The organism is Halosimplex marinum, from assembly GCF_051414075.1.
In the GTDB taxonomy this organism is placed as follows: domain Archaea; phylum Halobacteriota; class Halobacteria; order Halobacteriales; family Haloarculaceae; genus Halosimplex; species Halosimplex marinum.
Genome location: NZ_JBLKNY010000003.1, coordinates 1,377,239 through 1,394,152, shown reverse-complemented (window position 1 = coordinate 1,394,152; position 16,914 = coordinate 1,377,239). Strand labels below are relative to the sequence as shown.

Here is a 16,914-nt window from a genome sequence, read left to right as displayed (position 1 = left end):
GCGTCGGAAGGGCTTTGCCCGCCCGATCCCGAGAGGGGGACGATGCGGACTCGCACGGCCGCCGCGCTGGCGCTCCTGGTTCTCGCGTTCGCGGGCGCCGGCGCCGTCGCGCTCTGGGCGCTCCCCGCCGGCGACGGCGGTTCGCTGTCGGAGGTGTGGGTCAGCGACACCGCGCGGGACAACGAGTTCAACCACCACGGGGTCGGCGCCGCCGACGGCGTCGTCGTCGCGCCGGTCACCGCCCTCCAGGGGCAGGACGGCCTCACGCGCCGCTCGTGTTCGCTCGAACGCCTCGCCGCCGCGGACGGGAGCGTCCGCTGGTGGGCCGGCGTCCCCCCGGATCGGTGTTTCAGCCACGCCCTGACCAGGCCCGCGGTCGCCGACCTGAACGGGGACGGCGCCCTCGAAGTCGTCGCCGGGACGACCCAGAACGCCACCGTCGCCGTCGCCGCGAGCGACGGCCGCGAGCTGTTCCGGGTCCCGACGCGGGCCTACGGCTACGCGCAACCGACCGTCGCGGACGTGACCGGCGACTCAGACCCCGAGATCGTCGCCAGCGACATCTCGGGCGACGTGTTCGTCGCGACCGCCGACGGGGCGGTCCGCTGGCGCGGCAACCTCTCCACGCTCGTCTACGCCCCGCCGGTCGTCAGCGACATCGACGGCGACGGGGAACGAGAGGTGGTCGTCGCGGGCCGGGAGGAGACGGTGGCCTTCGAGCCCGACGGGACGGTCCGGTGGCGCCGGGGCGTGGGCGCCAACGACGCCGCGACGGCGACCGTCGGCGGGGAGTCGGTCGTGGTCGTCGCCGGCAACGACGGCGTCGTCGCGCTCGACGGCGCGACCGGCGACCGCCGCTGGAACCGCTCGGCCGAGGGGTCGCCCGCGATGGGCGCGCTCGCGGACGCCGACGGCGACGGGACGCCGGAGGCCTACGTGAGCGAGGCGGGGAACGTCCTGCGAGCGCTCGACGCCGCCGACGGAGACGAGGAGTGGCGGACCCGCCTCGCGACGAGCGAGGGGGCGGTCACCCCGCCGGCGGTGCTGGCGGACCCGGACGGCGACCGCTCGCGGGAACTCGTCGCGGTGACCAACGGCGGGACCGTGGCCGTTCTCGACCCGGCGACGGGCGCCGAACGGGCCGCCTACGAGCGCGACGTGGCGGTCTGGACCGGCGTGACGCCCGCGAATCTCACCGCCGCCCCCGGCGACGAGCTACTGGTCCGCTACGGCGACGGTCGCGTCGTCGCGCTCGAATACGGGAGCTGACAGGGGGTCGTGGCCGGCGGCTCCGGCTACCCGAGCGACACGTCGAGATACAGCATGACGACGACGCCGACCATCGTCCCGAGCGTCGCGACCCGCTCGTTGCCCCGCAGGTGCGTCTCGGGGACGATCTCGTCGCTGATGACGAACAGCATCGCGCCCGCGGCGAAGCCCATGGCGTAGGGCAGGATCGGCGCGGCCAGCGTGACCGCCAGGGCCCCGAACAGCACGAGCGGGATCTCGACGAGCCCCGACCGGATCCCGGTGAGCACCGCGTAGAAGCGGCGGTCGAGGCCGGCGTTGACGGCGGCGACCGACACCGCCAGCCCCTCCGGGACGTTCTGGATCCCGATGGCGAGCATGAGCGCGACTGCGCTGCCGACCGAGGCGTCACCCGCCGCCGCCGAGCCGAACCCGACCCCGACGGCGAGGCCCTCGGGCATATTGTGCAGGGTGATCGCGAGGATGAACAGGACGACCGGAGCGAAGCGGTCCTCGTCGACAGGCACGCTCTCGCTCTGGTCGGCCGCGTCGTCGCGCCGGTTCCCCGTCAGCAGGTAGTGGGCGTGGGGGACGAGCACGTCGGCCCGGTCGAGCGCGAGCGCGCCCAGGAGGACGCCACCCAGCACCGGCAGGGGGTTGCCGCCGGGCGTCGCCTCGATCCCCGGGAGGATCAGGCTCGTGAAACTCGCCGCGAGCATGACGCCGGCGGCGAACCCCAGCGCGCCGTCCAGCGCCCGCTCGGACGGGTCGCGCCAGACGAAGACGAGCGACGCGCCCAGGAGGTTGAGCCCCGCGATGACGAGCCCGCCGACGAGCGCCTGGACCACCAGCCGCTGAGCCGCCAGCGCCTCGACCAGCGTCTCGACCGGGCCGGGCATCGCTTGTCGTCGAGACACGCGGAGGAGACTTAAACTTCGGCGGCGGCTCGGACGGACGGCCGACGGAGCGACGGCCGTAGATATACCCGTCCCCCGCCCCAACGGACGGGATATGAACGGTCAGGCACTCGTCGACGCGGTCCGCGAGGCGAAGGCGACGGAACTCGACCGGCTGGGGTCGGACAAGTACCTGATCGCCGCGACCGGCGCCGACCTGGAGCGGGCGCCGGTCCTGCGGTCGGTGGCCGAGTCGGCCGCCAACGGCCGGGACGCCTTCGCCCGGTGGGCCGACGAGGCGACCGGCGACGCGGCCTCGGCCTTCGAGACGGCCGCCGAGGCCGAGCGCGACCGGTTCGACCGCGTCGTCGACTCGCTGGCGGCCCTGCCGGACGACGACGCCGACGCCGCGGCGACCATCGACGGGAGCGACGCGCCGCTGGACGACGCCCTGGCCGAGGTCGACGGGGAAGTCGAGCGGCTGGCGGCCGCGTTCGTCGGCCGCCCGCTGGTCGCCGACCGGACGCTCCTGCAGGTGGTCAGCTTCTTCGTCAACGAGGCCGACGAGGCGCGGGCGGACCTGGCGCGGGACCTCCGCGGCGAGGCTGGGGACCGGCTGGACGAGGGCGTCGACCTGCTCGACGCCGTCTGCGAGACGGACGCCGACTGGGAGCGCGCCCGGCGGGGCGCCGAAGCCGTCGTCGACGCGGCCTACGAGGAGTACGCGGCCACGCTCGAAGCCATGGGCGTCGACCCGAAGCCGGTGTGTTGACCCGGCTACCGAACTACGGCGTCAGCCGCGTCACGGAGAGCCACTCGATCCCGGGCGCGCCGTCGCCGAGGCCTCCGTCGCTCGCCAGCGCGAACACCATCTCCTTGCGAACCCCGTGGGCCAGGCGCACGTCCAGCGCGAGGTCCCGCGGGGAGAACGTGTGGTCGCGCTCCAGCACGCGGACCAGCAGCTCCGAGTGGCCCAGGTCGTCGACGGACGCCACGTCGGCGTAGGTCCGGAAGTCGGCGCCGAACTTGTAGCCGGTCTTGGGCACGAGCCCGCGCTCGCGCAGCGACTCGTAGACCCGCAGGCGGCGGTCGAAGCGCTCGCCCTCGACCTCCCGGCCCCGCTCGACCACCGCGTCGGCGCCGCCCTCCACGTCGAGCACCCCCTTACCGGCGAGATAGGCGGCTTCGAGCAGGGAGAGCTGGATCACGTCGCCCGCCTGCTCGTCGAGCGGCTGGCCGTAGAACCCCTCGTCGTAGAGCGCGGCCGGCGGGTCCCAGAGGAGGAGCCGGTCCGAGAGGAGGTCCCCCTCGACGCCCGCCGGCAGGTCCGCCTCGCTGGTCCCCGACACGTCGCGGCGCTCGGTCGCCAGGTAGGTGAGCGCGCTCTCCTCGTCGACGACCGCGAGCACCAGGTCCCCGAGGTCGGTCGCCGGAACCGCCTCGCGCTCGCTGACGACGCCGACCCGGTAGGCCACCTCGTCGTCCCACGGGCCCGAGCCGCGGGGATAGACCACGAAGTCGACCGCCGGGTCGTCGACCGCGTCCCGCGCAGCCGGCGCGTCGCTCCACCCCTCGCGCGCCGGCGAGAGGTAGAACCCGCGGTCGCGCAGGTCCTTGTAGACGAGGAAGGCGATCTCCGAGACCGCGGCGGAGGCGAGGAAGGCGCGGAAGTCCATCGCGGCGCCGTCCGGTCCCTCGACGGCCGACAGGTCGCCGCGGTAGAGCAGGTGGGCCGCCTCGACGGGCGCGAGTTCGAGCGCGCCGCCGTCGACCGGGTGGCCGTAGCCGCTGGAGTCGTAGAACCGCTCGCGGGCCCGCTCGCCCGCCCGCACAACGTCCCCCGAGAGCGTCGCGTGCATACCTGAGAGCAACCTGTCGCCGCGGAAAGCACCTGCGATCACGGGTCGGGAGGGGTATCCAAAAGACACTCCACACCACCGGGCGACCACGGGGCATGGACGCAGTGTGTTTCGACATGGACGGCGTGGTGGTCGACTCGGAGGACTACTGGCACCCCTACGAGCGCGAGGAACTGCTGCCGCTGGTCGGCCTCGAAGACCTCGATCTCGACGAGATCACGGGCATGAACTACCGGGAGATCTACGACTACCTGATCGAGACCTACGGGATCGAGACCGACCGCGCGGAGTTCCTCGGCTGGTACGAGGAGACCGCGACGACCGTCTACGGCGAGGACGTGCGCCTGCTGGACGGCGCCGACGACCTGCTCGCCGAGCTGCGCGACCGCGGCGTCGCCCTGGCGCTGGTCTCCTCGTCGCCCCGCGACTGGATCGACGTGGTGCTCGACCGCTTCGACCTGGCGTTCGACGCGGTCGTCAGCGCCGACGCGCTGGACGGCCCCGGCAAGCCCGAGCCCGCCGTCTACGAACACGCCGCCGACCGGATCGGCGTCGACCCCGCCGACGCGGTCGCCGTCGAGGACTCCGTCCACGGGATCGAGTCGGCGAGCCGCGCGGGCATGCACGTCGTCGGCTTCCGCCACGGCGCCGCCGACGAGACCGACCGGGGCGGCGCCGACTACGTCGCCGACTCGCCGGCCGACCTCCGCGAGCACTTGCTCGCCCGCGCGGACGGCGAGTAGCGTCCGGCCGTCCGTCGTGCGTTCGCCCGCGCGGACCGCCGGTCACGTCCGTTCGCAGTCGGTGTCCAGACAGCGCCGCCCCGACGGGGTCTCGAAGACGGGGAGCCCGCAGTCGCAGGACCCGTCGACGACGCCGGTCGGGATCCCGAAGCCGGTGTCACACTCCGGGTAGCGCTCGCAACCGGCGATGAGGCCGCCGCGGCGGAGGATCCGCAGGTCGCCCTCGCAGTTCGGACAGTCCCACTCGCGGTCGAACCGGTCGGCCACCCGGTCGTCGATCGGCTGACAGTCGCGGTCGATACACACCTCGAACGTGTCGCCGCGCTCGACCCGAAGCAGGGGGAGCCCGCAGACCGGGCAGGTCTCCTCCAGCACCGCGCCGTCCCGCGGGACCGAGTACTCGTCGCCGCAGTCGCGACAGAGCACCGAGCCGCCCGCGAGCACGAGCCGCCCCTCGCAGGTCGGGCAGTCGCCGACGGGGACGCCCGCCCGCGAGACGGGGTGGCGGGCCGCGCCGTGTTCGTCGTGGACCTCGACGCGGAGGCGCTGGTCGCCCTCGCGGGCGTCGAGGACGCCGTCGACGAACTGGACGCTGTCGGCCCGGGTGAGCCAGGCGACCGGCTGGTAGCCGTCGGCGTCGTGGACCAGCACCGTGTTGTCCGGCTTGACCACCGTGACCACGTCGCCGCGGTGTTCGCGCTCGCTCCGACCGTCGAACGTCGCCGTGCAGTCGCCCGCGACGACGCGCACCTCGTCGTGCATGGGTCGGCGTGGCCGGGCTTTCGGACTTAAAGTTCAGGAGCGGAAGGCGGACGCGGGTGGCAGGGGGTTCGGCCGGCGGAGGGGCGGCAGGTGACCGCGGGGGCCGGACCGTCGGCGTCGTCCGGGGCGGAGGGAGCGATTCGGTGTCGGGAGGGAACCGTGGGCTCGCTTACTCCTGTCTGTGGCCGTGGCCGAGCCGGAGCGCGACGACGTTCGCGAGGAGAAGCCCGACGAACAGCGGGGCCTGCTCGGCGACGGACCCCGACACGACGAGCGCGAGCATCGCGAACGGGAGGACGACCGCCGACCAGAAGCCGGCGAACCGGGCCGAACCGACCGCGAGCGACTGGAGACGCTGTACGCCGCTGGTCGACGGGAACTCGGGGGCGGACCGACGGAAGGGGGAGGCGCTTGACATCGTTCGTCACCTACCTCCCACTTGCGTCGACTACCCCATATAAAGGGACGACCGCTAGGGTGATTTCGCGTCGTTTCTCCCGACCGCCCCGTTTTAGCCGCCCCCGGACCGACCTTTCAGTTGGCCGCCTAACGTTTTACAACCCGCTCAGAACCCTCTAGAAGATTTAAAACCGAATCTAATCATCTAAAGGTCAGTTCCAATATATTTTCGACAGGCGCCGACTCACACCACGTCTCGGGTCGAATTCGGGGGGCGGTCGGGCGGCCGGCGCGGTCGGCCCGCGGAGTCGGGTGGGTGGCCCGCGCAGTCCGACGGGTCGAGCGCGCGGCCCCCGGGGCGGGGGCGCCGGACGGTCACTCGGCGGGAGCGCCGAACGGTCACTCGACGCGGACGGTACGAGTCTCGACGACCGGATGGAGCGGGAGTTCCGGGAAGGCGACCTCGACCGCGTACTCCATCTCGTCGGCGTTCCCGCCGAAGACCCCGACGGGCAGGTCCGCCTCGCCGAGATAGCGGTTCCTGGTCGTCATCTCCACGCCGTTGACCGTGACGCGCAGGCCCGCGCGAGCGTTGCCGCCGACGTTTCGGACGGTGACCTCCCGCATATCGTTCTCGCCGGCGGCGACACCCTCGGGGAAGTCGCCCCACTCGACCACGACGTTGGGCAACTCGCCGGCGCTCTCGACGACGCGCTCGGCGACGCCCTCGGAGAGGCCCGCGGAGACGAGGCCGGAGACGCCGGCCTCGCGGACCTCGGCGGGCGTGGTGATCCCCTCGGCGGCGAGCTTGCTCGCGCGGCCGGAGCCGACGCCGTCGACGGCGGTGAGCCCGACCGCGTCGTCACTGATGCCGTTCTCGATGCGCGCCTCGATGCGACAGGCGAGGTTCGCGGCACCGGCCCCCGCGAGGCGGTCGAGGAACGCCCGGAGGGCAGCGAGCAGGCGTAGCGCGTTCTGGGTGATCACCCAGGCGTCGCTCTGGAGTTCGCCGGGCGTCGTCCCGCGCATCCGCGATTCGAGGATGGCCAGCACCTTCCGGCCGCCCGGGTCCAGGTCGTCGGTCTCGCCGAGGACGGCCGCGACGGCGTCGCGCTCGTCCGAGCGGGCGCTGACGCTGTCGAACTCCGCCGCGGTGGCGACCGCCCGGAGGATCCCGTCCTGGTCGAGCCGAGCGTCGTCTTCCTCCGCCCGCTCCGCTAGATCGGCGAACTCGCGGGCGGTGTCGAGCCGCAGGTAGAACTTCGAGGCCAGCCGTCCGAGCGGGGTGGGTTCGAGGCGCATGTCCTCCCGTTCGACGAACCCGCGGTCGACGAGCGAGCGCAGCGTGTCGCTGACCCGCTCGCGTAGCGCGCTCTCGGAGGCGTACTCGTCGGGGGCGCTCGCCGCGCGGACGTAGTAGAACGTCGTCTCCAGCCAGTCCATCACGTCCTCGATGTCGCCGATCGTTCCGAGCGCTATCTCGGCGTTGAGGTGGGCGTCCAGGTCCTCCGCGAGTCGCGACTCGATCTCCTTGCCGTCCCGCAGGAGTTTGCGGTACTTGTCGGCGTCCGAGGAGTCGCAGACCACCCAGGCGTAGCCCTTGTCGTCGTAGCCCGGTCGGCCGGCGCGGCCGAGCATCTGGAGCACGTCCAGCGGGCTCATGTCCACCTCGCCCTCCAGCGGGTCGTGGAGCTTGGTGTCCCGGATGACGACGCAGCGGGCGGGGAGGTTCACGCCCCACGCGAGCGTCGAGGTGGAGAAGAGCAGTTGCAGTTTCCCCTCTTTGAACCACTGCTCGACGAGGTCCTTGTCCGCCTTCGAGAGGCCGGCGTGGTGGAAGCCGACGCCGTCGAGCACCGACTGCCGGAGCGTCTCGTTGGACAGATCGGCGGCGTCGTTGTGGAAGTCGTAGTCGCCGCGGGCGCCCATCGGGATGTCGCGCTCGACGATCTCGTCGCGGGCCTTCTTGGCAGCCTGGACGGTGTCCTGCCGGGAGGAGACGAAGACGAGGGCCTGGCCCTCGTCGCGGATGTGCGGTTCGGCGATGTCCAGGGCGCGGTAGAGCCGGCGGTACTTGTCGGCGAAGGCGTTGTCGCCGTGGGCGTAGGTCCGCACGTCGGCGTGCAGCGGGACGGGCCGGTAGTCGTCGCCGAACTCGAAGGTGTTGTCGGCGGGTGCGTCCAGCCACCCGGCCACGTCGTCGACGTTCGGCATCGTCGCCGACAGCGCGACCACGCGCGGGTCGCAGAGCCGGCGCAGTCTCGATACGGTGACCTCCAGCACCGACCCCCGCTTCTCGGAGTCGAGCAGGTGGACCTCGTCGATAACGCAACAGTCCACGTCCGTGATGAACGAATAGCGGGGCGAGTCGTGCTTTCGCGTCGCGGAGTCGGCCTTCTCGGGGGTCATCACGAGGATGTCCGCCCGCTCGGCGCGGCGCGGGTTCAGGTCGCGCTCGCCGGTGACGACGTACACGGAGTAGCCCAGGTCCTCGAAGCGCTCCCACTCGCTCTCCTTCTCGTTGGTGAGCGCGCGCAGGGGAGCGAGAAAGAGGGCGGTCCCGTCGGCCTCGAGGGCCTCGCAGATGGCTACCTCGGCGAGGGCGGTCTTGCCGCTGGCGGTCGGCGCGCTGACGACGACGTTGTCCGTCGAGTCGAGCAGCGCGGGCAACACCTCGCACTGCATCCGGTTGAACCGCTCGAAGGGGAAGGCGTCGGCGTAGTCGGGCAGCACCTCCGAGACCGCCAGCTCCGTCTCGCCGTCGGCGTGCCGTGACACGGACGAACCCGGGGGCCCCGTCGGCATATGCGTTTCTATGGCGGAGCGGAAGTGGTCGGGCGGTCCCGGTCGGTCCTGCGGCCGGCGCGGCCCGGCAGTACTCTCGCCGTTCAGTCGGACGCGGCGGCGTCGTCGGCCGCCCGGTCGAGCATCCCGCGGTCGGCCGACCGGTAGAAGTACGCGGCCAGCCACAGGGCGGCGGCGACGTTCGACAGCGTGACGCCCCAGAAGACGGCCGCGACACCGATATCGAGGACGTAGGCGCCGACGACGGCGACCGGCAGGCGGACCGCCCAGTACTGCGCGAGCGTCGAGTACATGCTCACGTCGGTGTTGCCGGCGCCGTTGAAGCCGGCCTCGACCGTGTAGACGACGCCGAGCGCCCAGTAGCCGTAGGCGAGGACTTGGAGGTACAGGACGGTGTATTGCAGGGCCTGCCCCGTCAGGTCGGGGACGAACACGTGCGCGATGGGCGCGGGAACGAGCCACTGAACGGCGCCGAACACGGAGAGGCCGACGGCGGCGATTGCGGCGCCGACCCAGGTCGCGCGGCGGGCGCGGGCGGGCTGGTCGGCACCGAGGTTCTGCCCGACGACGCTGGTGGCCGCCTGTGCGACCCCCTGGGCGGGGACGAACGCGACCGTCGCGACCTGCGACCCGATGTGGTAGGCAGCGAGGGCAGCCGGACCGCCGACCGCCGAGGTGATCCAGATCACGCCGAGTCGGGCGACCTGCCGGCCGCCCCCCTGGCCGGCGACCGGCAGCCCCACCTCGGCCACGTCGCGGGCGGTGTCGAGGTGCGGGCGGAGCGCCCGCCGCGTGAGCCGGAACCCCTCGCGGCCGCGCGCGGCCAGCGCCAGCGCGAACACCGCGCCGGCGAAGTAGCCGATCGCCGTCGCCAGCGCCGCGCCGAACAGCTCCAGCCGCGGGAACGGTCCCCACCCGAGGATCAACAGCGGGTCGAAGACGACGTTGACAAGGATAGCCGTGAGGTTGACGTACAGCGCCGCCCGCGTGTCGCCCCAGCCGGTGAAGCCGCTCTCCAGCGTGTCGCTGGCGGCGATCGCGACCAGCGCGAGCGCGTAGGCGGTGAGGTACTCCGCGGCCAGCCGCCGGACGGCCGCGTCGCCGGTGAGCAGGCCGGCGACCGCGTCGGCGCCGACGACGAGGCCGCCCCCCAGTACGGCGGCGACGGCGACCGCCGCCGCGGCCGCGGTGAACGGGACCCGCCGGGCGGCGACCGTCTCGTCGGCCCCCACGCGCTGGGAGGTGACGACCTGGCTCCCGGTGAAAAACGCCTGGAGCGGCACGACCAGCAGGCCGACGACGACCGTCGCGAGCCCGACCGCCGCCACGGCCGTCCCGCCGAGCCGACCGACCCAGAACAGGTCGACGACCGACTGGGCGACCAGCGCGAAGTTCTGGACGACCAGCGGCGCCGCCAGGGCCACGAGCGCGCGCGACAGCGATCCCCCGACGATGTCGTCGCGCGTCACGTCGAACATACCGTACTGTCCCGTCGCAACACATGTTAAATATTTGTATTTAGAGGTCGAACTGTCAGGAGATCCGTCCGGTGGCGGTACGTGGACCGGGGGCGACGCCGCGACTCGTCCGACTCCCGCATCCTTTTGCCCGACCGAACCCAAGGTTCGCCAATGAGTCGCGCTCGCAAGCCCGAGTGGCTGAAAATGCGACCGCCCTCGGGCGAGCGCTTCACGGACATCAAGGAGACGCTCCGCGACCACGACCTCAACACGGTCTGCGAGGAGGCCAACTGTCCGAACCTCGGGGAGTGCTGGTCGGGCCGGGACGGGCCCGGGACGGCCACGTTCATGCTGATGGGCGACCGCTGCTCGCGGGGCTGTAACTTCTGCGACGTGGAGACCGGCGGGATGGACCCGCTTGACGACGAGGAGCCCGAGCAGGTGGCCGACGCCGTCGCCGAGATCGGCCTCGACTACGTCGTCCTCACCTCCGTCGACCGCGACGACCTGCCCGACCAGGGCGCCGGCCACTTCGCCCGGACCATCGAGGCGATCAAGGAGCGACACCCCGGCGTCCTCGTCGAGGCGCTCGTCCCCGATTTCCAGGGCGAGGAGCGCCTCGTGCGGAAGGTCCTCGACGCCGAACCGGACGTGTTCGCACACAACGTCGAGACGGTCGACCGCCTGCAGTGGCCGGTGCGGGACCGCCGCGCGGGCTACGAGCAGTCGCTGTCGGTGTTGCGCCAGGCCGCCCGCGAGTCCGAGTCGTACGTCAAGACCAGCCTGATGCTCGGCGTCGGCGAGTACGACCACGAGGTCTACCAGACGCTCTCGGACCTGCGGAGCGTCGGCGTCGACGTGGTGACGCTCGGCCAGTACCTCCAGCCCTCCCGGTCGCACCTCGAAGTCTCGGAGTACGTCCACCCCGACGCCTTCGACACCTGGCGGCGGGTCGCCGAGGAGAAACTGGGCTTCCTGTACTGTGCCTCGGGGCCGATGGTCCGCTCGTCCTACCGGGCGGGGGAGCTGTTCGTCGACGCCCTCGTCCGGGACGGCGAGAGCGTCGAGCGGGCGCGCGCCGAGGCGCGGGCCAGCGACTGACAGCCGGCGGGGCGGGACCGATACAGACCACTCAATACCGTTCTGGACCCGAAACCTGCCGACAATAGGGCTCTTAGCAAGGGGCTTCCGTCCGGTCCGCGCCCCAACGGGTATGGCGTCGCTCGCCGACACCGACATCGAGGACCGACTCACCGACCGCATCCTGCCCTCGCGCGCCCGGATCCCCGCGGACCCGCCCGCGGGCAACTACGTCGTCATCGACGTGACCCACTTCTCGACGACCGTCGTCGAGCTGTTCGAGAACGGCGCCGAGTACGTCCACGTCACCGAGGAGCGCGGCGACGAGCACGCGTTCAAAGCGGACCACCCCGAGGCGCGGATCGGCGGCGGTTCGAGCGACGACTACACCCCCACCGAGGGGTACGACTTCTTCAACTCGCCGACGTGGGTGAACGACACCGACGTGGCCGGGCGCCCGACCGCGCTCACGTCGACTAACGGCGGCGCTGCGGTGACGGACCTCCGGCTCGCCGGCGGCGACGACGTGGACGTGTACGTCGGCACGCTCGCGAACGCCCGCGCGGTGGCCGACCACCTCGACGGGGCGGAGAAGCCGACCTACATGGTCGCCGCGGGCTCGAAGGGCAAGCCCTCGCCGGAGGACACCGTCGGCGCCGTCGTCGTCGGCCGCCACGTCTACGGCGACTCGCCGACCGACGCCGACCGGGACCTCTACAGGCAGGTCGCCAAGCTCGGCAAGGCGCCCAAGTACGAACAGAAGGCCGACATCCGGCTGAACGACCTGGTCGAGTACGACCTGCGGTTCAGCGAGAGCCCGGTCGTCCCGGAACTCAAGGGCCAGCGGCTCCACGACGTAGGCGAGGAGTAATGCGCGCCGACCTGCACGCCCACACCACCTACTCCGACGGGTCGCCGCTCCCGGCGATGTGCCGCGCCGCCGAGGCGGCGGGCCTGGACGCCGTGGGGTTCACCGACCACTGCATCGTCGTCGACGACGACTTCGGCCGCCGGGAGCGCTACCCCCTCGTCGAGACCTACGAGCGCCGCCGCGAGGCCGTCGAGCGGTTCCGCCCGCGGACCGATCTCACGGTGTGGGACGCCGCCGAGGTGAGCTACGTCGCCGACGCGGAGGCCGAGACGGCCGACTTCCTCGCCGCCGCCGGCTTCGACTACACCATCGGGAGCGTTCACTTCGCCGGCGAGTACGATTACACGACCCCCGCGGGGTACGCCGACGCGAGCGAGGCGGAACGGCGGACCGCCGTCGAGCGCTACTACGACGCCGTGGTCGCGGCCGTCGAGTCCGGACTCTTCGACGTGCTCGGCCACCTCGACCTGCCCGAGCGGATGGGCGCCCTCCGCGGCCACGCCCGCCGGAGCGACTACGAGCGGGTCGCCGCGGCGCTTTCCGACTCGGCGACCGTCCCGGAGATCAACGCCGGCCGCGTCCACGACTCGCTGGGGCGCGTGCATCCGGACCCCGAACTGCTCGACTGCTTCCTCGACCGGGGCGTGCGGTTCGTGCTCGGCACCGACAGCCACTCGCCCGCGGAGATCGAGCGCCGGGTCCCCGCGCTCCGCGAGGTCGTCGACGAGTACGGGATCCCGATGGCCGAGTTCGAACCGGCAGCGGTCGTCCAGTAGCCTCGCTCGGAACTTTTCGGAGAGCGGAAAATCGGCGACCGTCAGGTGAACGAACCGGCGGCGACAGACCGGAGAACGAACTGGCGGCGGCCGTCAGGTGAACGCCCAGACGGCCGCGACGAACAGCAGCGAGCCGAAGACGAACGACACGTCCCGCGTGCGGATCATCATCCCTTCAGTCCGGAGCGCGCGGCTCCGCTCGTCGCCGAGCGAGCGGGAGAAGCCCTTGGTCTCCATCGCCTCGACGGTGACCCGGGCGCGCTTGGCGACGTTGAATATCAGCGGGTAGAACGCCTTCACCGACAGCTTCAGCAGATAGGCGTAGTAGCGCCACTTGAGGAAGCCGGTGTTCTCGGGCACCTGGCTCCGCAGGCGGAAGGAGTTGACCAGCGCGTGGTACTCCTCGACGAGCAGCGGCATCATCCGATAGCCGTAGGCGATGGCGAAGGTGAGCTGTCGGGGGACGCCGAGCCGGAGCATCCCTTTGGAGAGCTTCTGCGGGCTCATGGCGGAGAAGACGGCGAGGCTAACCACCGAGATGATGGTGAGCTTCAGGAAGAAGGGAACGACGGCGCCGACGGCGTCGATCCCGACCTCCTGGCTGGTGAGCGCGGTGTCGACGCCGCGGGCGGTCGCCCCGGCGGCGATGGCCCAGACCTCGCCGAAGACGGCGGGGTCGAGCGTCGCGAGCGCCTCGGTGACGCGGCCGGTGTTGTCCCCGAGGTAGCCAAAGGCCTGAATCGCTCCGCCCATCGCCGGGACCATCACGACGAAGAAGCCGATGTTCGTGATCTGACCGAACAGCAACAGGGCGAGCAGGTACTTGCTGACCTGCGAGAGCGCCGCGAGGACGAACGCCGCCGCGAGCAGGACCGCGAGCGGGAGCGGGTCGTAGAACAGCCACGGCACGACCATGAACAGGACGCTCCACAGCAGCACCACCCGCGGGTCGAACGTGTTCAACAGCGCGCGGTCGTTGTCGTAGGCCGTCCGCATCAGGTCGACCTTGATGTCCGCGATCGAGATGTCGGTGACCGCGTCGACGTATTTCATCGCCGCTCGCCTCCCCGACGCGTCCCGCCGTCGGCGCGGGCTTCGGTCGGCTCGTCACCGGAGAGGCGGCCGACCAGTTCCTCGGCGGTCAGCGCGGGCGGGTCGACGCCGAGCCGGTCGCTCAGTTCGACGACCTGCGGGCGGCGGAGGCCGGTCCGCGCCAGCAGGTCGGGGTCGTCGAAGACGACGCCCGGCGGGGCGTCGGCGAGCACCTCGCCGTCGCCCATGACGACGACCCGGTCGGCCCAGCCGGCGACCAGTTGCAGGTCGTGGGAGGCGATGACGACCGTCTCGACGCGGCTCTCGGCCTTCCGGAGCATCCCGGTCACCTCCCGGCGGCTCTGCAGGTCGAGACTCCCGGTCGGCTCGTCCAGCAGGACGACCGTCGGGTCGGTCGCGAGGCCGATCCCCAGCGAGGCGCGCCGCTGCTGGCCGAGGCTCAACAGGCGGCCGTCGCGGTCCGCGAACGCCTCGAGGTCGAGGTAGTCGACGATCTCCGCGACGCGCTCGTCGACGTCCGGGTCGCCGCGGTTCTTCAGGTAGTAGCCGATGTCCTTCCGGACGGTGTCCTCGACGAACATCTCCTCGGGGTTCTGGTGGATGTAGACGGTGTCGTCGGCCAGCGTCTCCGGGAGGGTCTCGCTGGTGTCCTTCCCGAGTACGGTCACCGTGCCCTCGTCGGGGGATTCGAGGCCGGTGATCAGCCGCAGCAGCGTCGACTTGCCGGCGCCGTTGGCGCCGACCAGCGCCACCCGGTCGCCCGCGTAGAGGTCGAGGTCGACGCCGTCGAGCACGCGGTTGTACCCCTCGCGGAGCGTCGGGTAGCCGTGGCCGACGCCGTCGAGCGTGACGAGCGGGGCGCCGGTGCCGTCGCGGCCGGCCCCGGTCCCCTCGGTGGCCGACGCCCGTCGCTCGGCCCGCCCGCCGCCGTCCGCCGCCGGCGGTCGCTCGCCGCGGCCGACCGACGGGAACGCGTCGGCGGCCTCGCCGACGGTGACGGGGTAGCGCCCGCCGGACAGCCGGCCGGCGTCACCAGGCAGGTCGGCGGCGATCCCCGTGACCTGCGGCGGGTGGATGTCGTGGGCCGCCAGGTCGTCGAGCCTGGTGAGGCCGACCTCGACCGGCTCCTTCCAGGCGACACCGCCGTCGGAGACCAGCACCATCTCCTCGCAGTAGTCGGCGATGAACTCCGAGTGGTGCTCGATGACGATCACCGTCTTGTCGTGGTCCTCGTGGAGCCGCCGGAGCTGGTCGTAGGTCTCGCGGGCGTTCTGGGGGTCCAGCTGTGCGGCGGGCTCGTCGACGAAGACGAACTCGGGGTCCATCGCGAGCACGCCCGCGAGCGCGACGAGGTGTTGCTGTCCCCCGGACAGTTCCCAGACGAACCGATCGTCCAGGTGGTCGAGCCCCACCAGTTCGAGCGCGCGAGTCGCCCGCTCGGCGTAGTCCTCGAGGCCGTAGTTGAGGGGGGCGAACTCCACGTCGTCGCGCACCGTCTCCTGGACGAGCTGGTTCTCGAAGTCCTGGAAGACGTACCCCACCGTCCGGGAGAGGTCCGCCACGTCCGACTCGCGGGTGTCCGTGCCCGCGACGGACACCCGCCCGTCGAACCGGCCTTCGAAGAAGTGGGGGATGAGCCCGTTGAACGTCTTGCACAGCGTGGTCTTGCCGCTGCCGTTGCCGCCGACGACGGCGGTGAACTCGCCCGGTTCGATCCGCAGGTTCGCGTCCCGCAACACCGGCTCGTCGCCCCCGGGATACTGGAACGTCAGGTCCTCGACGACGATGTCTGATGAACTCATAAAAGAGGGATCGCCCGGGTTACACTCCGCCCTCGACCTTGCGCTGGCGGTAGGCGACGAGGCCGAACGCGATCAGGGCCGCGGCGGCGATCGGCACGAACAGGAACGTCTGGCCGTAGGTCTCGACGAACTGCGGCGTGAACGTGATCAGCCCGCCGCTGGTCTCGCTGAGCGTCTCGACGGCGAACGCCACCGGCAGGAGCCCCACCCACGCGACGAGCCGCTTCAGCGACGAGCGCGTGAACATCGGCCCGTCGCGGCCCTCGACGGAGCTCATCCCCAGCAGCGGCTCGATCTTCCCGCGCAGGCGCGGGTAGAGGAACAGCGTCGGGACCGCACCAAAGACGATACCGGCGACGATGATCTGGACGAGCGCGCCCATCCCCTCGGTCGCCCACACGGTCTCGGGCAGCCAGGAGATCGCCTCGAGCTCCTCGACGCCGACGTAGAACTTCCCCACGTCGATGAACCACGCGGCGGTCTCCTCCATCGCTTTCGCGAGGAAGCCGACCGCCGCGATCTGCTTCACGTCCGACGGGTCGGTGATCAGCGACATCGCGAAGAACCAGGACGTTGTGATGACGACGAGGCCCTCGACGGCGCCCAGCGCGCTGAAGTCGCCGATGAGGATCTCACCGAAGACGATCCCGCCGACCGGGATGGCCAGGCAGGCCCAGAACGACCGGAACAGGAGGACGACCGACATCGCGACGAACCAGAACGGTCCGATCGAGACGCCGAGGCCGCCCACCGAGAACTCCGGCAACAGCTCCGTGATCATGCTCTGCAGACCGTGCAGCGACATGACGAGGATGAACACCATCATGTCCCTGTGGTCGAAACTGAACACCCCACCGGACTCCGTCGATGCGGTCGTTGCCATACGGGCGGTGATCCACTGACTCGTCCCTTAACCGCTGGTATGAGTCCTCTATCCCCGGACAGAGGGTTCAATACCGGAACGTCTCCCCGTTAGACGATCCCACACCTATTGAGCAGTCATAGCGCAACGGGACCCGCAACGTCATCGACAGTCGGACAGGCGGCGCGGAACCACTCCCCGAGAGGATCGGCGTGCCCACGAAGGCAGGATCCATCCGACTGGACGAATGACCAGTTTCGTCCCGTCTTGGACGCTGAAATAATCGGTATCTCGGGCC

15 protein-coding genes are annotated in these 16,914 nt (G+C 71.4%); 6 read left to right on the top strand and 9 right to left on the bottom strand.

The features are described from left to right. The first annotated feature begins 42 nt into the window (after nt 1-42). Nucleotides 43-1,269: an outer membrane protein assembly factor BamB family protein gene (locus ACMGFI_RS07980; RefSeq protein WP_436908738.1), complete on the top strand. Its 1,227-nt coding sequence runs from the start codon at nt 43-45 to the stop codon at nt 1,267-1,269. A 26-nt stretch (nt 1,270-1,295) separates the two neighbouring features. Here the strand turns inward: ACMGFI_RS07980 and ACMGFI_RS07975 are convergent, their stop codons facing one another. Further along, nucleotides 1,296-2,147 carry a ZIP family metal transporter gene (locus ACMGFI_RS07975; protein WP_436908737.1) on the bottom strand — a complete coding sequence of 284 codons (852 nt, stop codon included), beginning with the start codon at nt 2,145-2,147 and terminating at the stop codon, nt 1,296-1,298. Between the two features lie 112 nt (nt 2,148-2,259). Here ACMGFI_RS07975 and ACMGFI_RS07970 point away from each other — a divergent pair, with 112 nt between their 5' ends. Continuing rightward, nucleotides 2,260-2,916 (top strand): rubrerythrin family protein, encoded by a 657-nt coding sequence (locus tag ACMGFI_RS07970; RefSeq protein ID WP_436908735.1) that lies wholly within the window; start codon nt 2,260-2,262, stop codon nt 2,914-2,916. Between the two features lie 13 nt (nt 2,917-2,929). Here ACMGFI_RS07970 and endA read toward each other — a convergent pair whose 3' ends face one another. Then, entirely contained in the window at nt 2,930-4,003 is a 1,074-nt protein-coding gene (gene endA, locus ACMGFI_RS07965; RefSeq protein ID WP_436908734.1) for a tRNA-intron lyase, read from the bottom strand. Nucleotides 4,004-4,098: 95 nt separating this feature from the next. Here endA and ACMGFI_RS07960 point away from each other — a divergent pair, with 95 nt between their 5' ends. Further along, nucleotides 4,099-4,746 (top strand): HAD family hydrolase, encoded by a 648-nt coding sequence (locus ACMGFI_RS07960; RefSeq protein ID WP_436908732.1) that lies wholly within the window; start codon nt 4,099-4,101, stop codon nt 4,744-4,746. Between the two features lie 42 nt (nt 4,747-4,788). Here the strand turns inward: ACMGFI_RS07960 and ACMGFI_RS07955 are convergent, their stop codons facing one another. The 4 genes from ACMGFI_RS07955 to ACMGFI_RS07940 all read right to left on the bottom strand — a co-directional run bounded on the left by ACMGFI_RS07955 (nt 4,789) and on the right by ACMGFI_RS07940 (nt 10,190). Then, nucleotides 4,789-5,508, bottom strand: a complete 720-nt coding sequence (locus ACMGFI_RS07955; RefSeq protein WP_436908729.1) for a DUF91 domain-containing protein — start codon at nt 5,506-5,508, stop codon at nt 4,789-4,791. Between the two features lie 169 nt (nt 5,509-5,677). After that, a complete protein-coding gene (locus tag ACMGFI_RS07950; RefSeq protein WP_436908726.1) occupies nt 5,678-5,926 on the bottom strand; it encodes a DUF8028 family protein in 249 nt (82 codons plus the stop codon). Nucleotides 5,927-6,306: 380 nt separating this feature from the next. Then, a complete protein-coding gene (locus tag ACMGFI_RS07945; RefSeq protein ID WP_436908856.1) occupies nt 6,307-8,655 on the bottom strand; it encodes a DEAD/DEAH box helicase in 2,349 nt (782 codons plus the stop codon). A gap of 140 nt (nt 8,656-8,795) precedes the next feature. Beyond that, a complete protein-coding gene (locus ACMGFI_RS07940; protein ID WP_436908724.1) occupies nt 8,796-10,190 on the bottom strand; it encodes an MATE family efflux transporter in 1,395 nt (464 codons plus the stop codon). Between the two features lie 153 nt (nt 10,191-10,343). On the opposite strand from ACMGFI_RS07940, the gene lipA reads away from it, so the two are divergent. The 3 genes from lipA to ACMGFI_RS07925 all read left to right on the top strand — a co-directional run bounded on the left by lipA (nt 10,344) and on the right by ACMGFI_RS07925 (nt 12,899). Further along, nucleotides 10,344-11,273, top strand: coding sequence for a lipoyl synthase (gene lipA / locus ACMGFI_RS07935; protein ID WP_436908722.1), 930 nt, complete (start codon nt 10,344-10,346; stop codon nt 11,271-11,273). Nucleotides 11,274-11,385: 112 nt separating this feature from the next. After that, nucleotides 11,386-12,123, top strand: a complete 738-nt coding sequence (locus ACMGFI_RS07930) for a 2-phosphosulfolactate phosphatase (RefSeq protein ID WP_436908720.1) — start codon at nt 11,386-11,388, stop codon at nt 12,121-12,123. Continuing rightward, complete coding sequence (locus ACMGFI_RS07925) at nt 12,123-12,899, top strand: PHP domain-containing protein (protein WP_436908717.1); 777 nt, start codon at nt 12,123-12,125, stop codon at nt 12,897-12,899. Before ACMGFI_RS07930 ends, ACMGFI_RS07925 begins: the two co-directional genes overlap by 1 nt. Before the next feature lie 93 nt (nt 12,900-12,992). On the opposite strand, the gene ACMGFI_RS07920 is transcribed toward ACMGFI_RS07925, so the two are convergent. From ACMGFI_RS07920 to ACMGFI_RS07910, 3 genes are read right to left on the bottom strand one after another with little or no spacing between them, the layout of a single operon-like run. After that, nucleotides 12,993-13,952 carry an energy-coupling factor transporter transmembrane component T family protein gene (locus ACMGFI_RS07920; RefSeq protein WP_436908716.1) on the bottom strand — a complete coding sequence of 320 codons (960 nt, stop codon included), beginning with the start codon at nt 13,950-13,952 and terminating at the stop codon, nt 12,993-12,995. Then, complete coding sequence (locus ACMGFI_RS07915) at nt 13,949-15,754, bottom strand: ABC transporter ATP-binding protein (RefSeq protein ID WP_436908715.1); 1,806 nt, start codon at nt 15,752-15,754, stop codon at nt 13,949-13,951. The genes ACMGFI_RS07920 and ACMGFI_RS07915 overlap by 4 nt, the downstream gene beginning before the upstream one ends. Before the next feature lie 19 nt (nt 15,755-15,773). Then, nucleotides 15,774-16,637 carry a DUF8171 family membrane protein gene (locus tag ACMGFI_RS07910; RefSeq protein ID WP_436908714.1) on the bottom strand — a complete coding sequence of 288 codons (864 nt, stop codon included), beginning with the start codon at nt 16,635-16,637 and terminating at the stop codon, nt 15,774-15,776. Nucleotides 16,638-16,914: the final 277 nt, after the last annotated feature.